24 protein-coding genes are annotated in these 23,611 nt (G+C 56.7%); 9 read left to right on the top strand and 15 right to left on the bottom strand.

The genetic code is table 11. The features are described from left to right. Positions 1–70: 70 nt before the first annotated feature. Both ACR0EV_RS03185 and ACR0EV_RS03180 read left to right on the top strand, forming a co-directional pair. Positions 71–526: an Lrp/AsnC ligand binding domain-containing protein gene (locus tag ACR0EV_RS03185; RefSeq protein ID WP_171091132.1), complete on the top strand. Its 456-nt coding sequence runs from the start codon at positions 71–73 to the stop codon at positions 524–526. Between the two features lie 20 nt (positions 527–546). After that, on the top strand, positions 547–2,427 hold the full coding sequence (locus ACR0EV_RS03180) for a monovalent cation:proton antiporter-2 (CPA2) family protein (RefSeq protein WP_480798759.1): 1,881 nt from the start codon (positions 547–549) through the stop codon (positions 2,425–2,427). Between the two features lie 30 nt (positions 2,428–2,457). Here ACR0EV_RS03180 and cobT read toward each other — a convergent pair whose 3' ends face one another. Continuing rightward, a complete protein-coding gene (gene cobT, locus ACR0EV_RS03175) occupies positions 2,458–3,468 on the bottom strand; it encodes a nicotinate-nucleotide--dimethylbenzimidazole phosphoribosyltransferase (RefSeq protein ID WP_480798758.1) in 1,011 nt (336 codons plus the stop codon). Positions 3,469–3,546: 78 nt separating this feature from the next. Here cobT and cobS point away from each other — a divergent pair, with 78 nt between their 5' ends. Further along, positions 3,547–4,311 (top strand): adenosylcobinamide-GDP ribazoletransferase, encoded by a 765-nt coding sequence (gene cobS, locus ACR0EV_RS03170; RefSeq protein ID WP_480798757.1) that lies wholly within the window; start codon positions 3,547–3,549, stop codon positions 4,309–4,311. Here cobS and ACR0EV_RS03165 read toward each other — a convergent pair. The 6 genes from ACR0EV_RS03165 to ACR0EV_RS03140 form a co-directional block, all read right to left on the bottom strand. Beyond that, positions 4,308–5,069, bottom strand: a complete 762-nt coding sequence (locus ACR0EV_RS03165; protein ID WP_171089459.1) for an ion channel — start codon at positions 5,067–5,069, stop codon at positions 4,308–4,310. The genes cobS and ACR0EV_RS03165 overlap by 4 nt on opposite strands. A 114-nt stretch (positions 5,070–5,183) precedes the next feature. Beyond that, positions 5,184–5,693, bottom strand: a complete 510-nt coding sequence (locus ACR0EV_RS03160) for a CarD family transcriptional regulator (protein WP_171089457.1) — start codon at positions 5,691–5,693, stop codon at positions 5,184–5,186. A gap of 283 nt (positions 5,694–5,976) precedes the next feature. Next, a complete protein-coding gene (gene fdxA, locus ACR0EV_RS03155) occupies positions 5,977–6,315 on the bottom strand; it encodes a ferredoxin FdxA (protein WP_170503422.1) in 339 nt (112 codons plus the stop codon). Between the two features lie 66 nt (positions 6,316–6,381). Further along, positions 6,382–6,747, bottom strand: a complete 366-nt coding sequence (locus ACR0EV_RS03150; protein ID WP_480798756.1) for an RNA-binding S4 domain-containing protein — start codon at positions 6,745–6,747, stop codon at positions 6,382–6,384. Between the two features lie 6 nt (positions 6,748–6,753). Then, entirely contained in the window at positions 6,754–9,570 is a 2,817-nt protein-coding gene (locus ACR0EV_RS03145; protein ID WP_480798755.1) for a helicase-related protein, read from the bottom strand. A gap of 18 nt (positions 9,571–9,588) precedes the next feature. Then, the gene (locus ACR0EV_RS03140; RefSeq protein ID WP_480798754.1) at positions 9,589–10,197 is read right to left on the bottom strand and encodes a tetratricopeptide repeat protein; all 609 of its coding nucleotides are present in this window, start codon (positions 10,195–10,197) and stop codon (positions 9,589–9,591) included. A gap of 30 nt (positions 10,198–10,227) precedes the next feature. Here ACR0EV_RS03140 and ACR0EV_RS03135 point away from each other — a divergent pair, with 30 nt between their 5' ends. The 4 genes from ACR0EV_RS03135 (at position 10,228) to ACR0EV_RS03120 (ending at position 13,878) form a co-directional block, all read left to right on the top strand. Next, positions 10,228–10,518, top strand: a complete 291-nt coding sequence (locus tag ACR0EV_RS03135) for an SCP2 sterol-binding domain-containing protein (RefSeq protein ID WP_171089449.1) — start codon at positions 10,228–10,230, stop codon at positions 10,516–10,518. Next, entirely contained in the window at positions 10,518–11,468 is a 951-nt protein-coding gene (locus ACR0EV_RS03130; RefSeq protein WP_480798753.1) for an alpha/beta fold hydrolase, read from the top strand. The genes ACR0EV_RS03135 and ACR0EV_RS03130 overlap by 1 nt, the downstream gene beginning before the upstream one ends. A 110-nt stretch (positions 11,469–11,578) precedes the next feature. Next, a complete protein-coding gene (locus ACR0EV_RS03125) occupies positions 11,579–13,399 on the top strand; it encodes a M3 family oligoendopeptidase (protein ID WP_480798752.1) in 1,821 nt (606 codons plus the stop codon). Beyond that, on the top strand, positions 13,396–13,878 hold the full coding sequence (locus ACR0EV_RS03120) for a GNAT family N-acetyltransferase (RefSeq protein ID WP_480798751.1): 483 nt from the start codon (positions 13,396–13,398) through the stop codon (positions 13,876–13,878). Before ACR0EV_RS03125 ends, ACR0EV_RS03120 begins: the two co-directional genes overlap by 4 nt. A 10-nt stretch (positions 13,879–13,888) precedes the next feature. Here ACR0EV_RS03120 and ACR0EV_RS03115 read toward each other — a convergent pair whose 3' ends face one another. The 3 genes from ACR0EV_RS03115 to ACR0EV_RS03105 are packed head-to-tail and all read right to left on the bottom strand — an operon-like array spanning position 13,889 to position 16,083. Next, entirely contained in the window at positions 13,889–14,767 is an 879-nt protein-coding gene (locus ACR0EV_RS03115) for a DMT family transporter (RefSeq protein ID WP_480798750.1), read from the bottom strand. 13 nt (positions 14,768–14,780) lie between these two features. Next, on the bottom strand, positions 14,781–15,050 hold the full coding sequence (locus ACR0EV_RS03110; protein WP_480798749.1) for a DksA/TraR family C4-type zinc finger protein: 270 nt from the start codon (positions 15,048–15,050) through the stop codon (positions 14,781–14,783). Positions 15,051–15,108: 58 nt separating this feature from the next. After that, on the bottom strand, positions 15,109–16,083 hold the full coding sequence (locus tag ACR0EV_RS03105; RefSeq protein WP_480798748.1) for a Gfo/Idh/MocA family protein: 975 nt from the start codon (positions 16,081–16,083) through the stop codon (positions 15,109–15,111). A 252-nt stretch (positions 16,084–16,335) separates the two neighbouring features. On the opposite strand from ACR0EV_RS03105, the gene ACR0EV_RS03100 reads away from it, so the two are divergent. Beyond that, a complete protein-coding gene (locus ACR0EV_RS03100) occupies positions 16,336–17,424 on the top strand; it encodes a fasciclin domain-containing protein (RefSeq protein ID WP_480798747.1) in 1,089 nt (362 codons plus the stop codon). A 45-nt stretch (positions 17,425–17,469) separates the two neighbouring features. On the opposite strand, the gene rpoH is transcribed toward ACR0EV_RS03100, so the two are convergent. Together rpoH and ACR0EV_RS03090 are read right to left on the bottom strand one after the other, a co-directional pair. Continuing rightward, positions 17,470–18,366, bottom strand: coding sequence for an RNA polymerase sigma factor RpoH (gene rpoH, locus ACR0EV_RS03095; protein ID WP_171089435.1), 897 nt, complete (start codon positions 18,364–18,366; stop codon positions 17,470–17,472). A 142-nt stretch (positions 18,367–18,508) separates the two neighbouring features. Beyond that, a complete protein-coding gene (locus ACR0EV_RS03090; RefSeq protein WP_480798746.1) occupies positions 18,509–19,546 on the bottom strand; it encodes an RluA family pseudouridine synthase in 1,038 nt (345 codons plus the stop codon). Between ACR0EV_RS03090 and ACR0EV_RS03085 the strand changes: the two genes are divergently transcribed. After that, the gene (locus ACR0EV_RS03085; protein ID WP_480798745.1) at positions 19,545–19,847 is read left to right on the top strand and encodes a DUF6476 family protein; all 303 of its coding nucleotides are present in this window, start codon (positions 19,545–19,547) and stop codon (positions 19,845–19,847) included. The two genes, ACR0EV_RS03090 and ACR0EV_RS03085, sit on opposite strands and share 2 nt — an antisense overlap. 44 nt (positions 19,848–19,891) lie before the next feature. Here the strand turns inward: ACR0EV_RS03085 and ACR0EV_RS03080 are convergent, their stop codons facing one another. From ACR0EV_RS03080 to ACR0EV_RS03070, 3 genes are read right to left on the bottom strand one after another with little or no spacing between them, the layout of a single operon-like run. Further along, complete coding sequence (locus tag ACR0EV_RS03080; protein ID WP_480798744.1) at positions 19,892–21,793, bottom strand: ATP-grasp fold amidoligase family protein; 1,902 nt, start codon at positions 21,791–21,793, stop codon at positions 19,892–19,894. A 26-nt stretch (positions 21,794–21,819) separates the two neighbouring features. Continuing rightward, positions 21,820–22,872 carry a glycosyltransferase family 2 protein gene (locus ACR0EV_RS03075; protein WP_480798743.1) on the bottom strand — a complete coding sequence of 351 codons (1,053 nt, stop codon included), beginning with the start codon at positions 22,870–22,872 and terminating at the stop codon, positions 21,820–21,822. 22 nt (positions 22,873–22,894) lie between these two features. Beyond that, positions 22,895–23,566 carry a class I SAM-dependent methyltransferase gene (locus ACR0EV_RS03070; RefSeq protein ID WP_480798742.1) on the bottom strand — a complete coding sequence of 224 codons (672 nt, stop codon included), beginning with the start codon at positions 23,564–23,566 and terminating at the stop codon, positions 22,895–22,897. Between the last annotated feature and the right edge of the window lie 45 nt (positions 23,567–23,611).

Below are 23,611 nucleotides of genomic sequence, written 5' to 3'. Positions count from 1 at the left end.
TTTTCGTGTAAACTTAGAGTAGGCGCGCAAAACGCGCATGAATTGCAAAGATTCCGGGATTCTTCCGCACGTGCTGGATGCTACTGACAAACGTCTTCTATCTGCCCTGCAAAAGGACGCGCATCTGACCGCGCATCAACTTGGTGAGATGCTGAACCTTTCACCCAGCCAGGCAGGGCGACGCCGACAACGGCTTGAGGCTGAAGGCTATATCACCGGCTATGCCGCCCGGCTCGATCCCCTGAAACTTGGGTTGCAGGTACAAGGATTTGTTCAGGTTCATCTGGGTACACATGGCCCCGAACAATCCCAAAGCTTTGCCCGCATGGTCGATACCCGCCCCGAGATTACAAGCGCATGGACGATGACAGGAGAGGCAGATTACCTGCTGCATGTCTATTGCGACGATCTTTCCGCCCTCAACAGCTTGCTCCATCAGGTCATCCTGCCGCATCCTGCTGTTGCCCGTGTCCAAAGCCAGATAGTCATGGACCAACTGAAACGCGACGCCCCCCTGCCCACCTGAACGGGCTCACGAGGAGACAAATGGACGATTTTCTATATCAGGCTTCGATCTATCTGGCTGCGGCTGTAATCGCAGTACCCTTGTCCGCAAGGTTGGGGCTGGGATCGGTACTGGGCTATTTGGCCGCCGGGATTATCATAGGGCCGGTCCTTGGGTTGGTCGGTGCTGAGACAGAGAACCTTCAACACGTCGCCGAGTTTGGCGTTGTGATGATGTTGTTCCTGATCGGGCTGGAGCTGGAACCTCGTGCCCTTTGGGACATGCGTGATCGGTTGTTGGGCCTGGGCGGCCTTCAGGTTTTGCTATCAACGGCCGCAATTGCTGCAGTGGCCATGTACGCAAACCACCCGTGGTCCGTCGCATTGGCGGTCGGATTGACCCTTTCGCTGTCATCAACTGCGATCGTCCTTCAGACCCTGTCAGAAAAGGGGCTTATGCAGACAAATGGTGGGCGAGCCACGTTTTCGGTGCTTTTGACACAAGACATCGCAGTCATTCCGATCCTGGCGCTATTGCCGCTACTGGCTTTGCCCGCGATGCCTCATATCGAAGCTGACGGATCGATTGATCGGGGTGCAGGTGACCTGCATGCTGCGGGCCATCACAGCCTCTCTCTGGTCGAAGGTTTGCCGGGTTGGGCCGTTACTCTGGTCACAATCGGCGCAATTGCCTTCGTTATTCTGGCAGGTGTCTATCTCACCCGCCCACTCTTTCGGTTTATCCACGCGACGCGCCTGCGCGAGATGTACACCGCTCTTGCGCTTATGATTGTCGTCGGTATTTCTTTCCTGATGACGCTTGTTGGACTGTCCCCCGCTCTGGGCGCGTTTTTGGCGGGTGTCGTGCTGGCCAGCTCAGAGTTTCGCCATGAAATGGAAAGCGACCTTGAACCGTTCAAAGGGCTGTTCCTTGGGCTGTTCTTTATCACGGTAGGGGCCGGGATCGACGTTGGCTATTTCTTCAATGACCCGCTGGACCTGATTGGCTTGGCACTTCTTGTGATCCTTGCAAAAGGGATCATCCTGTTTCTGGTCGGCAAAGCCTTTAAACTGCGAGGGCGCGACCATTGGCTGTTCACGCTTGGGCTGGCGCAGGCCGGTGAATTTGGATTTGTACTGCTGGCGTTTTCCACGCAACAGAACGTCATACCGCCCGATCTGTCACAGAAACTGCTGATGATCATTGCGCTGACCATGCTGATCACCCCCCTTCTGTTTATCATCTATGATCTTCTGTCCCGGAAAATAGGCGACACCGCCAAAGAACCCGAACCCGATGAAATTGACGAGAAAGGCCCTGTAATCATTGCGGGCATCGGACGGTTTGGTCAGATCGTGAACCGGCTGGTACGCGCCAGCGGTTTCAAAACAGTGGTTCTGGACCACGACATTGAAACCGTTCAATTGATGCGCAGGTTTGGGGTTAAAGGCTTTTTGGGCGACCCAACGCGCCCCGAATTGCTACGCGCTGCAGGGTTGGAAAAAGCGTCGGTTCTTGTGGCGGCAATGGACGACCACAAGCAAGTGACGCGGCTGGTTGGGTATGCCAGACGGCAGCGCCCCGACCTGCACATTATCGCCCGAGCCCGCGACCGGACCCACGTGTACGAGCTGTATCAGGCGGGGGCCAACGACATTGTCCGCGAACTGTTCGACAGCTCGCTTCGCGCAGGGCGTTATGTTCTGGAGAATATTGGGCTGAGTGAATACGAGGCCGCGCAGGCCGAACAGACCTTTTATCACCACGACCGGACGTCAGTCCGTGATCTGGCCGAGCTCTGGGTTCCCGGAATGCCAACAGCCGAGAACAAGAAGTACATCGAGCGCGCTCAGAAGCTGGAAAAAGATCTGGAAACCGCATTGCTTGAATTGGCGGAAGAGCACGCAAAGAAATCTGCCTGACCCAGATCAAACCCTGGGTCAGGCAAGACCTTAGCCGTCGGATACGCCCGCTTCGGCGAATGTTGCCATACCAGAATGGCACGCCACAGCACTTTTGAGAATATTGATCGCCAGCGCCCCGCCAGAGCCTTCGCCCAGACGCAGACCAAGGCTCAGCAACGGGTCCTTGCCAAGCTTTGACAATACGGCCCCATGCGCCGCTTCCGCGCTTTGGTGCCCTGCAATCGCATGATCCAATGCGTTGTCTGACAGTTTCCAAAGGCAAGCTGCGGCAGCAGTACAAATGAAACCGTCCAGAATAACCGGAATGCGCAGCACGCGCGCGGCGGCAATCGCCCCGGCCATCGCGGCGATCTCGCGCCCTCCCAGGCAGCGCAGAACCTCAAGGCCGTCCTCTGAGGAATGTTTCGCCACACCCTCAGCCACAACGCGGGTTTTGTTGGCTAGACCTGCGTCATCCACGCCGGTCCCGCGACCGGTCCAATCCTCTGCATCCCCGCCAAACAGCGCGCAGGCGATGGCCGCAGCCGGGGTTGTGTTGCCGATACCCATCTCACCCACAACCAGCAGATCGGCCTGCGGATCAACGGCCTGCCAGCCGGTGCGCAAGGCGCTCAGCAATTCATCTTCACTCATTGCCGGAGCTTGCGTGAAATCCGCTGTCGGCTTGTCCAGATCCAACGCGTGCACATTCATTGTTGCGCCCGCCGCCTTGGCCAGTTGATTGATCGCCGCGCCGCCATGTTCAAAGTTCATAACCATCTGCACGGTGACTTCCGGCGGGAAGGCCGATACGCCCTGCGCGGTGACACCGTGGTTTCCGGCAAAGACGATGACCTGCGGGGCTGATATCTGCGGACGCGCATCCCCGCGCCATCCCGCATACCAGATCGCCAAGTCCTCAAGCCGGCCAAGTGCACCGGGGGGTTTGGTCAGGTGTCCGTTACGCTCGCTCGCGCCTTGCGCCGCAGCGGCATCCGGGCCCGGAGCCGCCGACAGTGCAGCGCGGAACGCGTTCAAATCATTCAGTTCAGGCAGCATGAAAGCCTCATTGCATCAGAGTGGTCCTGTGTGTTTAACCGAAGCACTGAATCCAACAAGACCCCGAAAGGCACGGGCGTGCATAAAAACGACACGAAACTCTTTTCCCTGATGGATATTCCGCTGGCGCTGGTGCTTCTCACCCGCCTGCCCGTGCCGCGTTTGCCTGATCCGGTTTTCTCACGGCAAGCTCAGTCGGTCTGGGCTTTTCCCTTTGTGGGTCTGATCGTCGGAGGGCTTGCCTGCCTTGTGGGGTGGAGCGCGCTTGCATTGGGGCTGCCTGTCATGGCGTCTGCCGGTCTGCTGATGGCCGCACTGATCGCCACAACCGGCGCTATGCACGAGGACGGCCTTGCCGACATGTTCGATGGCCTCTGGGGTGGATTTACCCGCGAACGGCGTCTGGAGATCATGAAGGACAGCCATATCGGGACTTACGGCGTACTTGCCTTGATCCTGTCTCAACTGGTTCGGATCTCGGCCATCTCTGCCTTGCTGACCGCCGGAGCGTTTGGGGCGATCCTGTCCGCCTGCATCGTATCTCGGGCGTTGATGCCTGTGGTGATGACCGGATTACCACAAGCGCGCAAGTCTGGCCTGAGCCGTTCAGTCGGCACGCCCGGAGTGACATCCGTCTTAGCAGCCCTGGGGTTGGCCGCAGCACTCGCCCTTCTCTTTCTGGGCGCAGGCGCTGTCATTGCTGTGGTATTTGCAGCAGCCAGCACAGCAATCACAGCCCTTATCGCCAAGGCAAAGATAGGTGGTCAGACAGGTGACATTTTGGGTGCCACTCAATTGGTCTCCGAAATTACCTTTCTGCTGACCTGCGTCGCTTTGATTTAAGACGCACCTCCGGTTTCGATCCGCAAAGTGGCACCACAGTGCTTGCAATGCACGGCATCAGGATCATGCCGGAACAAACCGCAGCTTGGGCATTTGTGACGGACTTTCTGAGGCATGAAGATTGCTTGAGCCAGCCGGACAAAGAGAGCTACGCCCACCACCATGATGAAGACCGAAAACAGCTTACCGCCTGGCGTGGGCAAGGTGATATCGCCAAACCCGGTGGTCGTCAGAGTCGCCATGGTGAAATAGAGCGCGTCGATATAGGGCGTTTGCGAATCTGCGGGAATAAAAAACACCAGAACGGCGGTCGAAGTTGCAAAGACAAAAACCATGAGGTTAATGGCAGCGATCACCGCGTCTTCGTGGGTGCGGAAGAAATTGCTGTCGCGTCGTAAGTCCCGCAGCAAGTGGTAGGAATGGATCAACCGCAAGGCGCGCAAGATCCGCAAAAACGCAAGGTTGCCCGTCAGGAACGGATCAAGCACCAGGGATACGATAACAACGATATCCGCCAGCGTGTATATCTGGCGCAACAACTTCCAACGGTCCTTGGCGATCCAAAGCCGCGCTGAGAAATCCAGCAAAATCAGAAAGCCAATCAGCAGGCTTGCGACCGTGACACCCGGCCCGTGAGGAAAATGAGCGGTGGCGACGAAGAAGATGATCGACACAATGTCGAACAGGATCAGGCCGTAGCGAAACCAGACCGAAATCGGGTCATGCCCGATATACAGGTATTTCACCGTTTGCTTCATATCCGCCCTGTATCGTGCTGCATCTAAAGTGAAATTAACGGCAGTTGCACAAATCACCAAGCCACGAAAAAGGCCGCCCCGATTGGAGCGGCCTCAGGCAGTTCTTTGGCACGATCAAGCTGCGCGCGAGGTCAGGACTTCGTCCACCTGCTTCGCGGCCGAAACTTCGCCAGCACCGGACACGGCTGCGACCTCTCGGGTCAGACGCTCTAGCGCGGCTTCATAAAGCTGACGCTCGGAATAGCTCTGCTCGCGCTGATCGTCGGTGCGATGCAAGTCGCGGACAACTTCAGCAATCGAGATCAGATCGCCCGAGTTGATTTTCTGTTCATATTCCTGGGCACGGCGGGACCACATGGCGCGTTTGACCTTGGCCTTGCCCTTCAGTGTCTTCATCGCCTGACTGATAACATCGGGCGAGCTCAGCGACCGCAAACCGGATTCGGTTGCTTTGTTGGTCGGCACGCGCAATGTCATTTTGTCTTTCTCAAATGAGATGACAAACAGTTCGAGCGAAAAGCCCGCAACTTCCTGCTCCTCGATCGAGATGATCTGACCCACGCCATGGGCGGGATAGACAACATAGTCGTTTGGGCGGAACTCAAGCTTTTTCGACTTTGTCATTCAGTTTTTTCCTTGCTTGCGGACCGGGACACAGACAACAAAAGCACCACATGCGGGGACTGTCTCAGCCCCGTCAGGCGGCGTTTCTGTCACAAATTCAGAACTCCAAAGTGAGCATACTTTCGGAGTGCATCCCAATCTCGGTCATCATACAGGAAGCGAGTATACCACAAAAATATGACACCCGAAAGTTTACCCTACGGGAATTTTTGGAATTACACGCACCTTCAACAGGTTACTTCGTGAACTTCGTGTCAGACGCTAGGCTTTAGCAGCGAATCGCTTAACCGCCTTCGCCGGGGGCCTCAGAGAAATACTTCTCCATTTTACCCTCTTCACCGTCGCGCTCTTCAGCCTCAGGAAGCGGGTCTTTCTTGGTCACAATCACCGGCCACTGTTCCGAGAACTTGCGATTGAACTCGACCCACTGTTCCATTCCCGGCTCAGTATCGGGGCGGATTGCGTCGGCCGGGCATTCCGGTTCGCAAACGCCACAGTCGATGCATTCGTCCGGATGAATGACCAAAGCGTTTTCACCTTCGTAGAAACAGTCCACCGGGCACACTTCGACACAGTCGGTGTATTTGCAGGCGATACAGTTTTCGGTGACAACATAGGTCATGAGCGGATTCCCGTTTGCGGTTTGTGCGACTAGCTAATTCAGTCTGGCCTACTCTTCAAGATGGGATCAGCGATCTTCTGTGCGAGAAAGATCAAGAGCGCGCCGATCTTTCTTGGTCGGACGACCTTTTCCCTCAAAACCCGGATTCTTGGGTGATGCGTCCTGCTTTTCCGTCATATCGAAATACAGCGTTTGCGCCTCGGGGGCCGGACCCCGGCGATCCCCGAGTTTTTCGATACGCACGACACGCACTATTCGCCCTTGCGGAAAGGTTAGAACATCACCGGGGCCTACAGCCTGCGCCGGCTTCAGCACCCGATTTCCGTTCAATCTGACATGGCCGCTGCTGACCTGCTTGGCGGCAAGGCTGCGGGTCTTGAAGAACCGCGCCTGCCACAACCACTTGTCGATCCGCAGTTTGGCCTCGGCCATCTTACATCAGTTGCCGTCCTTCAAACCCATAAGCGCCGCAGCGAACGGGTTATCGGGATCAATGGCTTTTTCCTTTTTCGGAGGCCGTGACGAGAAGGACTTGGCGCCCTGAGGTTTGCCACCCTTCTTGCCATGCGGCTTGCCGCGACCGTCCTGAGGTTTACCGCGTGGTTTTCCTTTGCCCTGCCCCTGCTCGCGGCGCGGGCCACGGTTTTGCTGGCGTTGGCGACCCCAAGTGAAAGTATAGAAAACTTCGGCCTCAGGCTCATCCGGTGCGGCATCAGGCGCTGGTGCCTCGGCTGCCGCCTCGGTGCTTGCCGTAGTCTCGGCTGGCACCTCGGCGGGTGCGACGACCTCTTCCTGTGCGGCCTCTGGCGCGGCGGATTCTTCGGGGGCAGCTTGATCAGACGCTTCTGAGGCTGGCTGCTCCACCGGGATCGGTTTGACCTTTTCACGTTCGCCACGCTCGGCCTTGTAGCCAAGGCCCTGCATCAGGTCCGCGAATTGCTCAAGCGTCATGCCGGTGATCGAAAGCATATCCGGCTTGGCTTCGAACCCTCCCCGGCTGTCTTCAGCACGCAGCATGTCGGCCAGACGTTCCAGCATGTCGATCCGGATCGAACGCTCACCCGCATCACGGTAACCGCACATGGTGTCATAGCCCTGCGGCGCGTCCTTGGCGACGGGCACAGTGACCAGACCCGGAGGCGGCGCTTCGGGGAATTCCTGCAAACCGCTGGACAACGCCCACAGCACCAGTCGCAGACGCGTAGGTGCGGGTTTCAGCAGCAGCGGCATGAAGATCGTGAACTGGCCAAACCGGATGCCATGCTTGCGCAGGGCACCACGCGCGTCCTGATCCAGATCCTTGACCTCTTGCGCGACCTGCGCGCGCGGCAGAACGCCCAGCGCTTCGACCATGCGGAACGCGAACCCTTTTGCCAGGCCAGTCAGTTCCTCGTCGCGCGACAGGTTGAGCAGCGGCTCGAACAGCGCAGCGACTTTGCGGTCGATGAAGTGCTGCAACCGGCGCTGCACTTTCTGTTCTACATCCGGCCCTGCCGCTTCATCCACAAAAACCTCGACCATCGGCTTGAGAGGCTCTGCCCCGGCGACAAGTTTGCCGACGGCGTGTTCGCCCCACATCAGGCCACCCTGATCCGTGAAATCAATTTCGGTATCGGGCGCATTATAGAAGCGATCGGCACGCAGATGGAATTGCGGCGCGAGTGCTTGCAGGGAAGCCGATTTCAAAGCTTTCGCCTCGGTTCCTTGCGCGCTTTTGTCCGGGGTAAACCGGAACCCTTCCAAACGACCGACGAATTCGCCTTCGACGGTCACTTCACCCTTGTCATTTACTTCGGCCAAAAGGGCCTCCTTCTGTTTGAGCCGGCGCAGCAAAACAGATGTACGCCGGTCCACAAATCTTTGAGTCAGACGCTCATGTAAGGCATCTGACAGTCTGTCTTCTACAATGCGCGTCTCATCACGCCAATGCGATTCGTCACGCACCCAGCCGTTTCGTTGCGCAACATATGTCCAAGTGCGAATATATGCCAACCTTTTGGACAGCGCATCTATGTCCCCATGGGTCTGGTCGATCCGACGGATCTGTCGCGCCATGAAGTCATCCGGGATCGATCCGCGCTCGTGCAGGTGGCCGTAGATCACCTCGAGCAAGCTGGCGTGTTCTGCGTGGCTGATGCCGCGAAAATCGGGGATTCGGCACACGTCCCACAATAAACGGATGGATTGCGGGTCGCTGGCGCGGGCAACGACCTCGGTCACTTGTGACAAGGATTTCAGCGCATTCAGGTCGTCCGCAGGGCGTGCTTTGGTCAGATGCTCGTCATTTGGGCTGACCTCAAGCGAAGTGATCAGTGCGTCGATGGAGCCGAAACGCAAGGCGGCATTCCGCCAGTTCAGCTTTTTCATCGGCGTAAAGCGGCTGTCCATGATGGCCTGCGCCACGCCTTCATCCAGCGGCGGAGCCTCGCCCGTCACGCCAAAGGTGCCATCAGACATCCCGCGACCAGCCCGGCCCGCAATCTGCGCCAGTTCGTTCGGGGCAAGCGGGCGCATCCGGCGGCCGTCAAATTTGGTGAGGGATGAAAACGCGACGTGGTTCACATCCAGGTTCAGCCCCATCCCGATGGCGTCGGTGGCCACCAGATAGTCGACCTCACCATTCTGATAGAGGTCGACTTGGGCATTTCTCGTACGCGGGCTGAGCGCGCCCATGACAACGGCTGCCCCGCCCTTTTGACGCCGCAGCAACTCGGCAATGGCATAAACACTGTCGACCGAAAATCCGACGATGGCGCTGCGCGTGGGCATCCGGCTGATTTTCTTGGACCCGGAATAAACCAGTTGAGACATCCGTTCGCGTCTTACGAACTGTGCCTCGGGAACCAGCGCCGCGATGGGGCCGCGCATGGTGTCGGAGCCTAGGAAAAGCGTCTCATTCGTGCCACGGGACCGCAGCAGACGGTCGGTAAAGACATGGCCGCGTTCGGGATCGGCACAGAGTTGGATTTCGTCGATCGCAACAAAATCTGCCCCCATGCCTTCTGGCATCGCCTCGACCGTGCAAACCCAATATTGGGTGCGCGGTGGCACGATGCGCTCTTCACCCGTGACCAAGGCCACAACCGATGGGCCGCGAATGGCGACAATCTTGTCATAGACCTCGCGCGCCAACAGCCGCAGCGGCAGGCCAATCACGCCGGTGCGGTACCCCAGCATCCGTTCGATTGCGTAATGGGTTTTGCCTGTGTTTGTCGGGCCCAATACGGCCACTACTCGGGATGACCCGCTCACCATTGCCCCCTGCCCCGGACCTTACAGCGCTGCGCCTTCAACCTGAGGCTTCAGTCGATTCACTGCATTGGTTACTTCTTCGTGGTGGGGATGTATAGCCAAGGCCCGCGAATAAGCATCATACGCTTTCTCAGGCTCTCCAACGATTTCAAAGATCAAACCCAGCCCATAAATCGCTTCGTAGTGGTTGGGGTTGAGGGTCAGTACGTGTTCAAGGTCGGCGGCTGCCATGCCAAACCGTTCGATCCCAAAAAACGCCGAGGCGCGTACATGCCAGCCTTCTGCGAAGTCGGGCGCGTGATCTGTCAACGCTGTCAGGTGATCCAGTGCGGCGTCGATGTCACCGTCTTCAAGCGCTTCACGGCCCCGTTCCAACAGCAAGTCTGCCGAAGCTGAGCCGGATTGCGCCCACAAGGCTTGCAACTGCCTGTCCAGGGCCATTGCCTGTTCGGGTGTCGATTGGGCAAGTTGCTGCAGCAGCGCGTCTTCATCGCGCAAATCCGCCTGTTGCGCTAGGCAACTGGTGGAAAACGTGACTAGAACGGCAAGTGCCGCAACGGTACCTTTGAGATTGTGGATTGCAATGCTCATAACAATAGTCAGTGTAGCGTTGCGACCGGGGATGTCCATTCACGGCGCACTAACAAAATGAGGAAAAGCATGAGCGAGATTCTTGAAAAGGCAGCAGCCGCGCTGAATGAAAAATTGGAAGGCGGCGCGTTTGATGCTTCGGCCAAGTTTGCAATCGCCGATCTGGGCGCAATCGTTCTGGATTCTGACGGTGCCCGTGTCAGCGACGATGACGCTGATGTCACCATGAGCGCCGACGCCGACACGTTCGAACAAATCCTCAGTGGTGAACTGAACCCCACCGGTGCGTTCATGTCCGGCAAACTGACCATTGACGGCGACATGGGTGTTGCGATGAAGCTTGCCTCGGTGTTGGCCTGATGGAATTGACGCCGGCCCCTTTCTTTGAAGACGTGGCCGGCGGTCCCGCCGGTGGGAACGCCCACTGGGTAATGACCTCGGACCAGATTCGAATCCGTGTTGGCCACTGGCTGCCCGAGGGCGACGCGCAGGGCACCGTGCTGATGTTTCCCGGTCGAACCGAATACATCGAAAAATACGGAAGCACCGCTGCCGCGTTCATCCAACGCGGTTTTGCCATGCTTGCCGTTGATTGGCGGGGTCAGGGCCTGGCAGATCGCTTGCTGGACGACCCTCGTGTCGGACATGTCGATCAATTTACGGATTATCAGCGCGACGTTCAGGCCACGCTTGATCTTGCCCGAGTGCTGGATCTGCCAAAGCCCTGGTACGTGATCGGGCACTCAATGGGAGGTGCCATTGGGTTGCGCGCCGTGATTGAGCAAAAGTGCTTTGCCGCCTGTGCCTTCACCGGTCCGATGTGGGGTATTTTCTTTACCCCGGTTATGAAACCCCTCAGCCGCGTAACGGCCTATTGGGGCACAGCGCTTGGCCTTGGCGAAAAAACGCCTCCGACCACAACGCTGGAAAGCTATGTTCTGTCGCAACCTTTCGAAGGCAATATGCTGACCCGCGATCCGGCGATGTTTCGGATGATGCAGGATCAGCTGAAGGCCCATCCTGAACTGGCGCTTGGAGCGCCCTCGAACCTTTGGTTGCGCGAGTCGCTGGACGAGTGCGCCTGGCTGATGGAGCAGCCCGCACCCGACACACCTGGGCTGACCTTCCTTGGCAGCCACGAACAGATCGTCGACCGCAAGGCCATACGCGAGCGCATGAAGAACTGGCCAAACGGCACACTCGTAGAAATCCCGGACGGCGAACACGAAGTGCTGATGGAGGCCCCTGATGTACGCGGGCCGGTTCTGGATCAGCTGGCAGAGCATTTTCTGTCAAATCGAACCAGCTAAGCTGCGATCTGAAAACCCTGCTTCTGTCAGGCATCTTGTTGGACTGGCCGCTTGTGATCCGCGCGCGCCAGCCCTAGATGTTTGCAAAAGCTATCTACAAAAGGTGATCCATGCGCGACCTTCCCTTTCCTGTCCGAGACGCAAACGCAATGGGCGGTGCCGACAACCTTGGTGACCTACCGGAATGGGATCTGAGCGATCTCTACGGCTCGGAAGACGCACCCGAGCTTGAGCGCGATTTGGACTGGCTTGAAGGCGAATGCGCCGCCTTTGCCGCAGACTACGAAGGCAAACTGGCCGATCTGGACTCAGACGACCTGCTGGCCTGTGTGTTGCGCAACGAAAAGATCAATTCCATTGCCGGCCGCATCATGTCCTTTGCCGGCCTGCGCTATTACCAACTGACCACGGATGCCGAGCGTGCAAAATTCCTGTCGGACATGCAGGAAAAAATCACGATCTTCACGACGCCGCTTGTGTTTTTCACGCTGGAACTCAACCGTATCGACGACGATGTGCTCAAGGCGCATTTCGACGCCAATGCCGATCTGGCTCGTTATGAGCCCGTTTTCCGCCGAATCCGTGCGATGAAGCCCTATCAACTGTCCGATGAGCTGGAAAAGTTCCTGCACGACTTGGGCGTTGTCGGCGATGCGTGGGAACGTTTGTTTGATGAAACCATCGCCGGACTGACCTTCAACGTTAATGGCGAAGAGCTGAACATCGAAGGCACCCTGAACCTGTTGACCGAGCAGGACCGCGCCAAGCGTGAAGCAGCTGCGCGGGAACTGGCATCGGTGTTTCAGGACAACATCAAGACCTTTGCCCGTGTTCACAACACACAGGCCAAGGAAAAGGAAATTGTCGACCGCTGGCGTAACATGCCCAGCGCCCAAACCGGGCGTCACCTGTCGAACGATGTTGAGCCCGAAGTGGTCGAGGCGCTGCGCGAGGCAGTTGTGGCCGCCTACCCCAAGCTGAGCCACCGGTATTACGAGCTAAAGCGCAAATGGCTTGGTCTGGACGTGATGCAGGTCTGGGACCGTAACGCTCCGCTGCCCATGGAAGACACGCGCGTTGTCAATTGGGACGAAGCCGAAAAGACCGTGATGGACGCATACAATGCCTTCGATCCACGCATGGGAGAGATCGCATCGCCCTTCTTCTCAAAGGGCTGGATCGATGCGGCGGTGAAACCCGGCAAAGCGCCGGGTGCTTTTGCCCACCCGACTGTTACTGATGTCCACCCCTATGTGATGCTCAATTATCTGGGCAAACCGCGCGACGTGATGACCCTGGCGCATGAACTGGGCCACGGCGTGCATCAGGTGCTGGCCGCCGATCAGGGTGAGATGCTGTCCTCGACCCCGCTGACACTTGCTGAAACAGCGTCTGTCTTTGGCGAAATGCTGACCTTCCGCAAAATGCTGGAACAAGCCGAAACCCAAGAGCAACGCAAAGTCCTGCTGGCCGGTAAGGTCGAGGACATGATCAACACAGTGGTCCGCCAGATCGCCTTCTACGACTTCGAATGCAAGCTGCATGCGGCCCGTCGCGAAGGCGAACTGACCCCGGATGATATCAACGCCCTGTGGATGAGCGTTCAGGCCGAAAGCCTCGGCCCCGCGTTTGAATTCATGGAAGGCTACGAGACGTTCTGGGCCTATATCCCGCATTTCGTCCATTCACCCTTCTACGTTTATGCCTATGCCTTCGGCGATGGCCTCGTGAACGCGCTGTATTCGGTTTACGAAAGCGGCGCAGACGGCTTCGAAGACAAGTATTTCGAAATGTTGCGCGCCGGTGGGTCCAAACATCACAAAGAGCTTCTGGCCCCGTTCGGCCTTGACGCCAGCGATCCGAAATTCTGGGACAAAGGCCTGTCGATGATCTCAGGCTTTATTGATGAGCTGGAAGCGATGGAGGGGTGATTGCACTTCAACCTTTGAACCGCAATGAGGCAGACCGGGTCGCGGGTATCAAGCTGCGGCCCGATCAGCTTAAGTTCGCGGGTACTGTAGAAGAAGCTTTGGCCGAGCCTGCCGAACGGTTCGATCTCCATCAAATAACGCTGTACCAACGCCCTGTGGGCCTGTTCAAAATCGATCGCTTTTACTGGCAAGACTATCCTTTTGCCTCTCAAACCGATCTTGGATTAAGGGCTGTTATCCTCGACCATAGCGTTCAGGGCCAAGGGCATGGAACCGCGGCCATGCGCGAGTTGAGGACATACCTGCCTAAGTTGTATCCGAAGGCGAACGCTTTGTTTTTGACCGTAAACCTCGAAAATCCCGTTGCCGTCTCTGTGTATCGTCGCGCTGGTTTCGAAGAGACAGGAGATATCTGGCCTCATGGCGAGGCCGGGCCCCAATACATAATGTCCCTGCCCTTATCAGCAACGGCAGTGTAGCGACGAACACCTATTCCGCTTTCTTCATTGATGTCAGAAAGATAGCCCCTACGATCAGCGCCGCCCCCACGATGGCGAGCGGCGTGATTGTCGCACCCAAAAACAAGGCCGAATTGACAAAAGTAAACACGACCGAAGCTGCAAAAAGCAACGTCGCAGTCAATGTCGAAACCCGCGCGGCGGCCTCGTACCATAGGTAGTAGGCCAACGCGGTTGGCAGAACGCCTAACAAGATCAAAAACAAAACGTCGTTGGCCGTTGGTATTTGCAATGAAAAGGCGGCCATCGGTATCAGCAGTACGCCTGAGCAAAGGAAAATACCGAACAGGAAATTCAACCTCTCTCCCGTCGTTTTCGAACTGCGCATTGCGCGGCTGCTGGAAACTAGAAACACGGCCCAGCTGAGGCCCGCACCGATTTCCAGAAGATCGCCGAACAAAGGTTCGCCGCCACCCTGAAAATCCCGGTAAACAGTTAAGAAAACGCCAAAAATTGCGAGTGCTGTTGCCACGACGTCTATGCGCGTCACCTTCGTATCTGCAAAGAAATAAAGGAATACCAGAACAAAGAACGGCGCGGTATTTTCGAGCACCATCGCATTTGCCGCGCCTGTGTGCTCGAGGCCGATATGGAACAGGATATAGTTGACCACAGTCGCCAGTACCGCCAGACGGAAATTCCAATCGCCCAGTTGAATCGACACAGAAACTCGCATCACCTGCAACATGCAATAAATCGCCAGAGCGGCGATAAACAGGCGTGTGACAGCTATCTGCAATCCGCCCAGATCACTTGTGAGATAGCGCACGATGACACTGTGCGTGCCCCAAAGGAACGCCGCCAGAAACCCCAGGACCAGACCGTTTTGCATCAGTTTGGTGCCGAGCATCACTGAGCCCCACTCACTTTAGCTGGCTGTCTTTAGAACCCCGGCGGTTCATTCCGCCTCGTGCTTTAAACGCTCCGTCCCGCTCTTGTTGGCAATCAAGGCAAAGTTTCACGCCCGGCAGCGCAGCGCGTCGCTTTTCAGGAATCGGCTCTTCGCACTCCGCGCAATGGGTCAGGCTTTCGCCAACGGGGCGCTTCTGCGCTTGCATTCGCGCCAGCTCGTCCGAAATCGAAGCTTCGATCTGTTCGCTTACCGCTCCGTCGCGTGCCCAGCCACCGGCCATGGGATTCCTCCTGCAACATGGAACGACAGGATAGCCGAGCCGCTAGCCTCTGAGCAAGTTACAGCGACACCGCGTCTTCAAATACACGGTCAATCACCTCTTGCGTGCCGCGCGAAAACTCTAGTGGGCAGGGATAATCCGCACCGTCCCGGATCGACCGGCAGAACGCTTCCACCTGTAGCTTGTAATGGTTTGCACCTGGGAACCTGGTGACTTGAACTTCCAGACCCGGGCGGTGCAGCTCTACCCGTGCCTCGCCAAACACACGCGCATTGAAAGGCGTTGTCAGACGGATCAGACCGCCCTCGCCATGAAACACCATTTCCTGATGTGGGTGCATTCGGATGGACACGTAAGCCGAATAGGTAAAGCCAGGGAATTGGGCACGGATTTCGGTAAAGGTGTCTATGTCGTTCTGCCAACGGATCGCAGATTGTACTGCTATGGGCTCTGCTCCAGTGGCAAAGCGCGCGCCACCGATGACGTAGACACCAATGTCCCGCAATCCGCCGCCGCCCGTTTCGGCCCGGTTGCGGATGTTCCCCGTGTCCGCCCGATTGTCAAAACTGAACGCGCCGGTCACATGCACCAAATTCCCGATGGCACCATCCGCGATCAGATCACGTGCCAGCTGCCACTGGGGATGATGCACGATCATATAGGCTTCGGCCGCAAGCACCCCGGTCTGGTCGCGCTTGGCGATCAGTTGGTCAAACTCAGCGGCCTTCATGGTCATGGGTTTTTCGCACAGTACGTGTTTTCCGGCGTCCATTGCCCTAAGGCTCCACTCGACATGCATGTGGTTCGGCAAAGGGATGTAAACCGCGTCGATGCCAGGATCTGACAACAAAACCTCGTAGCTGTTCAATACGCTGAGGTCCGGGCAAAAGGACAGAAATGGGTCTGCCTTCGCTGCGTCAGATGTTGCCAACGCAGCCAAACGAGCACCATTGGCCGCGTGTATTGCCGGAGCCATATGCTCACGCGCGAATTTCGCGGCCCCCAATACGCCAAACTGAACAGGTTGTTCCATCAGCTTATTTCCTTTGGTGTTGGCGTCACACCGCCCGCTTACTTCGCGCACCGGCGACTTGAGCCTTGCATCACTTGCCGAAATTAAATCCGCCTTTCCCGTAACATACATGGTGAGCGGCCGCTACTCATTCAATTTTCTTGATCCGTTTCGCTGTCTCCCTCGTAGCAACTTTATCAACAGGTGTGCGGCATAAAATGCTCAGCGCTTTCTGTGATCAGAAGCAACCAATTGGGTGGGAGTGAACCAAAAATGATGGATATGCAGACGACGACCGAGGATCAGCAAACCATAACCGGAATCGTCTTGAACAGTGGCGAACCAGGAACTTTTGACGACAACTCAGACGATTTCGACATTTTGCGTGAAGCCGTTATCGCAGCAGGCCTCGCCAGCACATTGGATAGCTCCGAGGTTGATTTGACTGTTTTCGCGCCAAAAGACTCGGCCTTCATTGCTTTGGCCCAAGCCCTTGGCTACACGGGCTCTGACGAGGCCGGCTCACTGAGCTTTGTGATCAAAGCACTCACGCTTCTGGGTGGCGGAGACCCGATACCTCTGTTGACCGATATCCTTCTTTATCACGTGGTTGATGGTGAATTCACCAAAGATGCAGTTGTATCACTTGGCAGCGGCGCTGAGATTGAAACTCTGCTTGGCTCATCGCTTGAACTGAACCTCGAATCTAACCCACCGAGTCTGGGTGACGCGGATGAGGCCATCGCTGATCCAAACCTCGTGGCTTTTGACGTGGACGCATCAAATGGGATCATCCACGTGTTGGACGGTGTTCTTTTGCCAGTATCAGTTTCAAGCATCTTGGGTCAGGAAAACACAGACTTCGTAATTGGCGACGACACTGATGAGTTCATCTTCACGGGAAGAGGACAGGATTTCATCCATGGTGGCGGAGGTCGCGACATCATCAATGCCGGTTCCGGAAATGACGTAGCCTTGGGTGGCGACGGGAACGACATCATATTCGGAGGTCGCGGCAAGGATATTTTGCGCGGCGACGATGGTAACGACAGTATTTACGGTGGTCGCGGTGCTGACTTGATTGACGGAGGCGCCGGTAATGACATCCTGTTCGGCGGGCGCGGCAGAGATACGTTCGTGATCGAAAACGGTGATGGAGACGACTGGATTGTCGATTTTCGCGCTGGCAGAGACACGATTGATCTGTCCGGATATGAAGGGATTACCAGCTTTGAAGACATCGAAGACGATATCTCGGGCGGTTTCTTCCGAACAACAATTGAATTAGACGACGGCGACACCATCGTTCTTACAGGGGTTCGTCCCGGGCAACTGTCCGAAGACGACTTTGTTTTCGTGTGAATCAAAAAAAGACCAGCCCGCAGAAATCGCGGGCTGGTGTTACTGTCAGCTGGTCGCCAGCATGCCTTTTTCACGGGCAAGATCCCGCATCTTCTTTTGCAGCTTCTCAAACGCCCGCACCTCGATCTGACGGATACGTTCGCGGCTGACGTTGTACTGCGTGCTCAGCTCTTCCAGAGTCACAGGCTGATCCATCAAGCGGCGCTGAGTCAGAATGTCCTTTTCCCGATCGTTCAGCACATCCAGAGCAGCAGTCAGCAACTCGCGGCGTGCTTCCAGTTCATCGCGCGCCTCATAGTCGCCCGCCTGATCGGCATCTTCATCTTCCAGCCAATCTTGCCATTGCATCGTGCCTTCGCCTTCGGACCCCACGGTCGCGTTCAGCGAGGCATCCCCACCGGACATACGGCGGTTCATGCTGATGACTTCTTCTTCGGTCACGCCCAGATCATTGGCGATCTGCTTGACGTTTTCAGGACGCAGGTCGCCTTCCTCCAACGCGCCGATACGGGCCTTGGCCTTGCGCAGGTTGAAGAACAGCTTTTTCTGAGCCGAGGTTGTACCCAGCTTCACCAATGACCACGACCGCAGGATATATTCCTGAATCGAGGCGCGGATCCACCACATGGCATAGGTCGCAAGACGGAAGCCTTTTTCAGGATCAAACCGCTTCACCGCCTGCATCAGGCCGACATTCGCCTCGGAAATAACTTCGGCCTGTGGCAGTCCGTAGCCGCGATAGCCCATGGCGATTTTGGCCGCCAGGCGCAGGTGAGATGTCACCATCTTATGTGCGGCTTCAGTGTCCTGCTCTTCGACCCAGCGCTTGGCCAGCATGTATTCTTCTTCCGGCTCAAGCAGAGGAAACTTGCGAATTTCCTGCATATAGCGATTCAGGCCGCCCTCGGGCGTCGGTGCGGGGAGATTTGCGTAATTTGCCATTATGATGTCCCTCCGACAAATGTTTAAGTCTTTAACATAGGATATGGGTAAGGAACCCTGCCTATTCAAGAGGTGCTGTTATCAGTCTGAAATTAATCTTCTGTTAAGGGAAGATAAGAAACTCTTTCTCACGGGACTTTGCTTATTGTGACAGGGGTGTGCGCAGGCCTGCAATCAGGGTTTCCATGTCCTGCGGAAGGTCGGCTTCGAACCGAAGGTTGTCGCCCGTCACGGGATGTTCGAACCCCAAAACCGCAGCATGAAGGGCCTGACGCGGGAAATCGCGGACAGATTCGGCGGCCGAAACTGAAAACGCCTTGGCAGACAGCTTGCGCTTGCCGCCGTAAACCGGGTCTCCGACCAGCCCATGCCCTGCATGGGCCAAATGGACCCGGATTTGATGGGTGCGCCCGGTTTCCAGCCAGCATTCGATCAAGGCCAGCCCCGCAGGTGTTCCATAGCTTTCGACAACCCGGGCACGCGTTACTGCGTGGCGACCCCCATGGAACAGAACGGCCTGCCTCTGACGGTCGGTCTTGTGCCGCGCAAGCTGCGTGGTCACACGCATGATGTTGCCGGGCTCGAAACTGACCCCTTTGACACCGCGCAAACGTGGATCGTTGGCGTCCGGCACCCCGTAACACACAGCGCGGTAATACCGCTCGACGCTGTGATCGGCAAACTGCGCAGCCAGACCGTGATGCGCTGCATCCGATTTGGCAACCACCAGAAGACCACTGGTTTCCTTGTCGATACGATGCACGATGCCCGGGCGCTTGACCCCACCAACACCTGACAGATCATCCCCGCAATGGTGCAGCAACGCGTTTACCAATGTACCGCTGGGCGAACCCGGCGCGGGATGCACGACCATGCCTGCGGGTTTGTTCACCACGATCACATCCGCATCTTCAAAGACGACCTCAAGCGGGATGTCTTCGGGGCCGATATGGCTGTCCTCGGCCTCGGCCACGATTATGGTAATTTGTGCCCCTTCCGCGACTTTTGCCTTGGGGTCACGCGCCTCGCGCCCGTCGATCTGAACCGCACCCTCTTCGATCAGGCGCGCGAGCCGGGTGCGCGACAGGTTTTCACCATCTGGCACATCCCTTGAAAGCGCCTTATCAAGGCGTGACGGCGGATCAGCCGCGATCTGAAACTCAATCTGGCGGGTGCCCATGACTGTCCCTTCCGAACCCCAAGAACCGCAGGAAACACCGCAGCTGCGATTGCTGCGGCGGATGGTCATGTTGTTGACCGCGGTGATGATTGGCGGGGTTCTAGTGACATTCGCCCTGATTGTCATCCGCCTATCGGACCGTACCCCCACCCTTCCGGATCAGATCGAGTTACCAGGCGGTGCAAAGGCCCAGGCGCTGACCATCGGTTCCAACTGGTACGCGGTTGTCACGGATGACAACCGTGTTCTGATCTTTGACAAAACAACCGGTAAGCTGCGTCAGGAAATTGCGGTCGAGTAAGCAAGGGCGAACACCTCGCCCGCACACCAGTTCTGGCGTGCAGACTAATTTTCGTTTGGGAACAAAGACGTACCGACCCAAACCGCGCCCAACCGCTCATCCAGTGCATCTGAACGTATCTTCTGTTTTCCAGCAATCGGGGACAGAGTGACCTCGCGCAGGCAGATCCTTTCCCCCACCAAGCTCAAATCTACTCTGGCAAATTCGACGTCCTGCGCCAGAGTTTCTGCGATCCGGACCATCTCGTCGAATTGCGCGGGCCGCGGCTCTGAGTCCGAACTGGTGGGGAAAAACAACTCTTCTGAAAGGAATGTATAGTCTCGGTCGTGCAGCATCTGAATGCGTCCGCGCCCCCGGTCACGGTCAACCTGTACCAAATGAACACAGCCTGCGATCACCCAGAACTGCCAGTCGGTGACTGTTGGTTCACCGGCTGTCAGGTCTTCCTCAAGACAATAGCTGGGCTGCCGGGTAACGCGCCACCAGTCCCCGGTCCAGAACCCTTCCGGCGTTTTGGTTTTGTGCCACGCGGCCATCTGATTGTCTGCCGCGTCGCGCTCAGCGTCGTCTAGCGGAAGCGACACACCAATTCTGTGCGTTACGCTGGCCGAGCCTTTCAGGCTGTATCCTCCAGGCTCACCAGAAAGCGCCTCGGGAAGGGTCGGTGAGTGTGAGCGCCATACACACCTTGGCACAGTCAGACGGTCCGGCACATGTTCCAAAGCTTTGTCTTGTTCTGCGACAACCGCGTCCGGAACAGCGCCGAACAACTTCATTATCAACAGCTTTTCCGAAAAGGTTTTCGGTGCAAGGAGATCAGGCAGACGACGGTGGCTTTCGGCATAGTTGAACAGCGACAAGGCAAGTGCATTCAGCCGCGCGGCCTCACTGCCGTAGTGATCCCAGCCACGCAAACGGCCCGGAGGGGGCGGATTGTTCACGCCATAGAGATTGTTAGCCTGGATCCTGTCCAGCTCTGCCTGCGCGACTTTCAGATAGTCTTCCCTGTCTGACAGCAGGGCCGTAGACATTGCGCCGCCTGTGGCTTTTTGGATGTCGTCTGTTGTTGGCCGCAACGCAGGAAGGTCGGCCGGAAATTCGATCGGTTTGGGCCCCTTTCTGCCATGGCGCGGAAGGGGCGCATCACTTGCTCGGATGCCCAGGTTCCGCAAACGTCTGTCCAGGAAAGAATGCCGTTTGATTCCGTTGGCGATCCACCAGCGCATCCGGCGCCCCCACAGGTGCACCGCGAGAGTGTCGTCCTTGATGTATGTCTCTCTGAACTCTCGGACGTGAATATCGTTGGCTTGCCCGGCCTGACGGAACGGCAACGGATAAAACACCGAGATTGGACTGGCATGTTTCAGTTCGTCATGTTGGCGCAGATACCATGTCATGACACCCGGTCCGTAAACGCTGTGCTCCTGATCCGAAGCATGCGGCAACTCGCCGGCGCGCTTCATCCGCTCAAGCTCTGCCCGTTCATCGCCTTCGACCCAGGGACGGATCGGGTAAGGATCATTGCTGTACTCAACATACGCGTCCAGTGCCGGACTGTCAGAGGGCAGCCGCATCACGGCATTACAGATCGTGTCCCTGTTGAAGTAACCAAAGATATGATCTGCCCTTGGGATCGGAGAAAGCGCCACCACATCCGTATCACACCAAAGGAAATCCGTCTTCTTCATCAACTGCAATCTGAAGATGTCAGATTGCGGAACCGGCGTTTTGAACTGGTTGTTCATGATGAACTGTTGCGGCTCATGCACTTCGTTGGCCGATACCAACTCAACGCCAGACGGCACGTTTTCGACTTGTCCATAGTGAAACAAAACCAGCCTGTGACCCTGTTCGATAAAGGACAACATGCACATTTGTTCCAGAAAACTCAGACGGCCTTCCATCCAGAGCATCCCAATCGTCGGAAGAGAGCGATCCGCAGCCATAGTTTTTTTCTCCGAGGGGTGATCTGTTAGGACTCTGGCCGCTGCTCGCCGGACGCAGGGGTGGGTTCAGCCGAAAGACGCTCCCGCACAATGCGGTCTTTTTTGACAAACTCCACCGCTGGTTTGGCCAGCAGTTTCTGGTACAGTTCGTTATAATCCGGCTGTTTCAGAAGATCGTTGATCAGCGACTTGTGCCAGCGGAAGGACTTTCTGTGCAATCGTTTGAGCCGGTCATCTGCTCGAAACTCCTCCAACACCGCGTCAACCTCATCCTTGTATCGCAGGATTGTCTCATCCGTTGCACCGCCGCGGTTCCAGCGATCCCAGTAGTCCGTACCAAGTGTCTGAGATGAATGGTTTGCCCTGCCCCTGCTGCGTTTGGCCAGGTAAGCCTGTGTAGACCGAACCGCATAGTGGTTTATTTGCGCGATTTCAAAGCCAAAGGGTGGCGAGACGTGGTTGCCAAAAGGCGCGGGCTCCTTCGCATGCCCTCCTGGCACGGAACGGAAAACCGCCGCCTGATACTCGGCCCGGGGATGTGGGTTGTGAAGGCCATAGCGCAAATAAACTTCACCTTGCCGGAACATGGATTTCACAAAACGACGCCCTGCCCCGCCCTGTTCATAGTCCAACTCGCCGTCGAAGAACTGCTGCGTCACAGGCGCATCACGCATCACATGCCGACCGCTGTTGGAAAAAATCTTCCATGGGATCGAGATGACATCGACACCCGGTGTCGCTTCGATCAGGTCGTCCAGCTTGTTATTGCCGACGTGAATGTTCAGAAACTCGTCCGCATCGCCCACGTAGATCCACTTGGCTTCTTTCACGACCGGTAGGCGACGCGCCTGTCTGAGAGCGGATCGGTGAATCCCACCTGTTCCAACGCGGTTTTTGTGAAACTCGACATGTCCCAAGTCCTGCAAGCGACGAAGTATCTGGTTTGTGCCGTCCGTACAGTCATTTGTATAGACAATAATCCGTTCGAACCCCAAAACCTTGTGATGGGCGACCCATTCCAGAATATAGGGCCCCTCGTTTTTCATCGCGGTAATGAGGATTTTTTCAGGCTTAACCATAGCTGCCACTCAATCTCGCCGCTTAACTGGCCCGCCCTTTGCTGTCATCCTGCGGAACAATCTTTTCTATGGCAATCTGAGCACCGGCAATTGCCCGGATACGCAACGCGCGTGGGTGCTTGCCAAGAAACTCATTCACCGCCCGGATCACGCCATCACCCCACCAGCCACGACGGTGGTAGTCATCAAAGGCCATGATCCCGCCAGGCTTGATCTTGGGAAACAGTGCCGCCAGATCGGCAGTCACGCCTTCATAAGAATGGTCGCCATCGACATAGGCAAACGAGATGCTTTCGTCATCAAAAAGTTCAAGCGCAGGCACCGAGAAATCCCGAATGATACCGACCTTGCCCTCTTCAATCTCTTTTTCGAACGACTTGACCACTTTCTGAAAGATGGCCTCCATCTTTTCATCTTCGGTCCGACCGACAAAAGCAGTTGTGTGCGTCTCTTCCCCGATGTGTTTCCAAGGATCGATAAGAAACAGCTGACTGGGTTCAATCAGTTTGAGAATGGTCGGCGAGAACTCTCCTTGCCATACACCAATCTCAACGGCGACACCGCCTTTTGGGAGCCGCGACAGAAACGTGCGGCGGATTGCATCTTTGGTGTTCTTGCGCTTGGTTGCCTTGTCGGCCTGCGGCTTTTCCTTACGCCCGGGCGCAGCACCAATGATCTGGGGTTCGTTTGCCATCTCAACCTCGTTCTGTTTTCGAAGCAGGCGCAAGCATATGGCACC

The organism is Ruegeria sp. CF8, assembly GCF_056537285.1.
Note: the sequence above shows the minus strand (reverse complement) of the source record. Positions and strands in the feature narration are given on the sequence as shown.

What these genes read in the sequence shown, in the direction of transcription:
- cobT (WP_480798758.1), bottom strand. Translation starts at nt 3,468, where the DNA reads ATGCTGCCTGAACTGAATGATTTGAACGCGTTCCGCGCTGCACTGTCG.
- rpoH (WP_171089435.1), bottom strand. Translation starts at nt 18,366, where the DNA reads ATGGCAAATTACGCAAATCTCCCCGCACCGACGCCCGAGGGCGGCCTG.
- ACR0EV_RS03105 (WP_480798748.1), bottom strand. Translation starts at nt 16,083, where the DNA reads ATGGAACAACCTGTTCAGTTTGGCGTATTGGGGGCCGCGAAATTCGCG.
- ACR0EV_RS03130 (WP_480798753.1), top strand. Translation starts at nt 10,518, where the DNA reads ATGGAATTGACGCCGGCCCCTTTCTTTGAAGACGTGGCCGGCGGTCCC.
- ACR0EV_RS03145 (WP_480798755.1), bottom strand. Translation starts at nt 9,570, where the DNA reads ATGGTGAGCGGGTCATCCCGAGTAGTGGCCGTATTGGGCCCGACAAAC.
- ACR0EV_RS03075 (WP_480798743.1), bottom strand. Translation starts at nt 22,872, where the DNA reads ATGGTTAAGCCTGAAAAAATCCTCATTACCGCGATGAAAAACGAGGGG.
- ACR0EV_RS03070 (WP_480798742.1), bottom strand. Translation starts at nt 23,566, where the DNA reads ATGGCAAACGAACCCCAGATCATTGGTGCTGCGCCCGGGCGTAAGGAA.
- ACR0EV_RS03135 (WP_171089449.1), top strand. Translation starts at nt 10,228, where the DNA reads ATGAGCGAGATTCTTGAAAAGGCAGCAGCCGCGCTGAATGAAAAATTG.
- ACR0EV_RS03085 (WP_480798745.1), top strand. Translation starts at nt 19,545, where the DNA reads ATGACTGTCCCTTCCGAACCCCAAGAACCGCAGGAAACACCGCAGCTG.
- ACR0EV_RS03150 (WP_480798756.1), bottom strand. Translation starts at nt 6,747, where the DNA reads ATGGCCGAGGCCAAACTGCGGATCGACAAGTGGTTGTGGCAGGCGCGG.
- ACR0EV_RS03090 (WP_480798746.1), bottom strand. Translation starts at nt 19,546, where the DNA reads ATGGGCACCCGCCAGATTGAGTTTCAGATCGCGGCTGATCCGCCGTCA.
- ACR0EV_RS03110 (WP_480798749.1), bottom strand. Translation starts at nt 15,050, where the DNA reads ATGGCCGGTGGCTGGGCACGCGACGGAGCGGTAAGCGAACAGATCGAA.
- ACR0EV_RS03140 (WP_480798754.1), bottom strand. Translation starts at nt 10,197, where the DNA reads ATGGACATCCCCGGTCGCAACGCTACACTGACTATTGTTATGAGCATT.
- ACR0EV_RS03080 (WP_480798744.1), bottom strand. Translation starts at nt 21,793, where the DNA reads ATGGCTGCGGATCGCTCTCTTCCGACGATTGGGATGCTCTGGATGGAA.
- ACR0EV_RS03165 (WP_171089459.1), bottom strand. Translation starts at nt 5,069, where the DNA reads ATGAAGCAAACGGTGAAATACCTGTATATCGGGCATGACCCGATTTCG.
- ACR0EV_RS03160 (WP_171089457.1), bottom strand. Translation starts at nt 5,693, where the DNA reads ATGACAAAGTCGAAAAAGCTTGAGTTCCGCCCAAACGACTATGTTGTC.
- fdxA (WP_170503422.1), bottom strand. Translation starts at nt 6,315, where the DNA reads ATGACCTATGTTGTCACCGAAAACTGTATCGCCTGCAAATACACCGAC.
- ACR0EV_RS03100 (WP_480798747.1), top strand. Translation starts at nt 16,336, where the DNA reads ATGATGGATATGCAGACGACGACCGAGGATCAGCAAACCATAACCGGA.
- ACR0EV_RS03180 (WP_480798759.1), top strand. Translation starts at nt 547, where the DNA reads ATGGACGATTTTCTATATCAGGCTTCGATCTATCTGGCTGCGGCTGTA.
- ACR0EV_RS03125 (WP_480798752.1), top strand. Translation starts at nt 11,579, where the DNA reads ATGCGCGACCTTCCCTTTCCTGTCCGAGACGCAAACGCAATGGGCGGT.
- ACR0EV_RS03115 (WP_480798750.1), bottom strand. Translation starts at nt 14,767, where the DNA reads ATGCTCGGCACCAAACTGATGCAAAACGGTCTGGTCCTGGGGTTTCTG.